Source organism: Janibacter sp. CoH_79_TC_3, assembly GCF_058197955.1.
Genome location: NZ_JBXWIV010000210.1, coordinates 1 through 233 on the forward strand (window position 1 = coordinate 1; position 233 = coordinate 233).

Sequence of the window (233 nt, forward strand, 5' to 3'; positions counted from 1 at the left end):
GGGAGGGCTTCGTGAAGGTGAAGACCACGGAGCAGGGCATTACATACAATGAAGCTTATACCATCATTCTCCAGTGCGACGGTTATTTCACAACTCTTGGCATCTTCAACACTGACGGCGACAGGGAAGACATTGCGGAAGACGTAAGGAAAATGGTTTCGAAACGGAAATTTCCGAAAAAGGTGACGCTCCTGGATCTTTCTAAAAAAGGCACATCCCTGACTGAATGGTAT

At 46.8% G+C, this 233-nt stretch carries 1 protein-coding gene; it reads left to right on the forward strand.

The genetic code is table 11. From position 1 onward, the window contains the following. Nucleotides 1-17: 17 nt before the first annotated feature. Nucleotides 18-233 (forward strand): hypothetical protein (locus AC2FA3_RS15655; protein WP_490510405.1); only part of this gene is annotated, 216 nt, incomplete at its 3' end.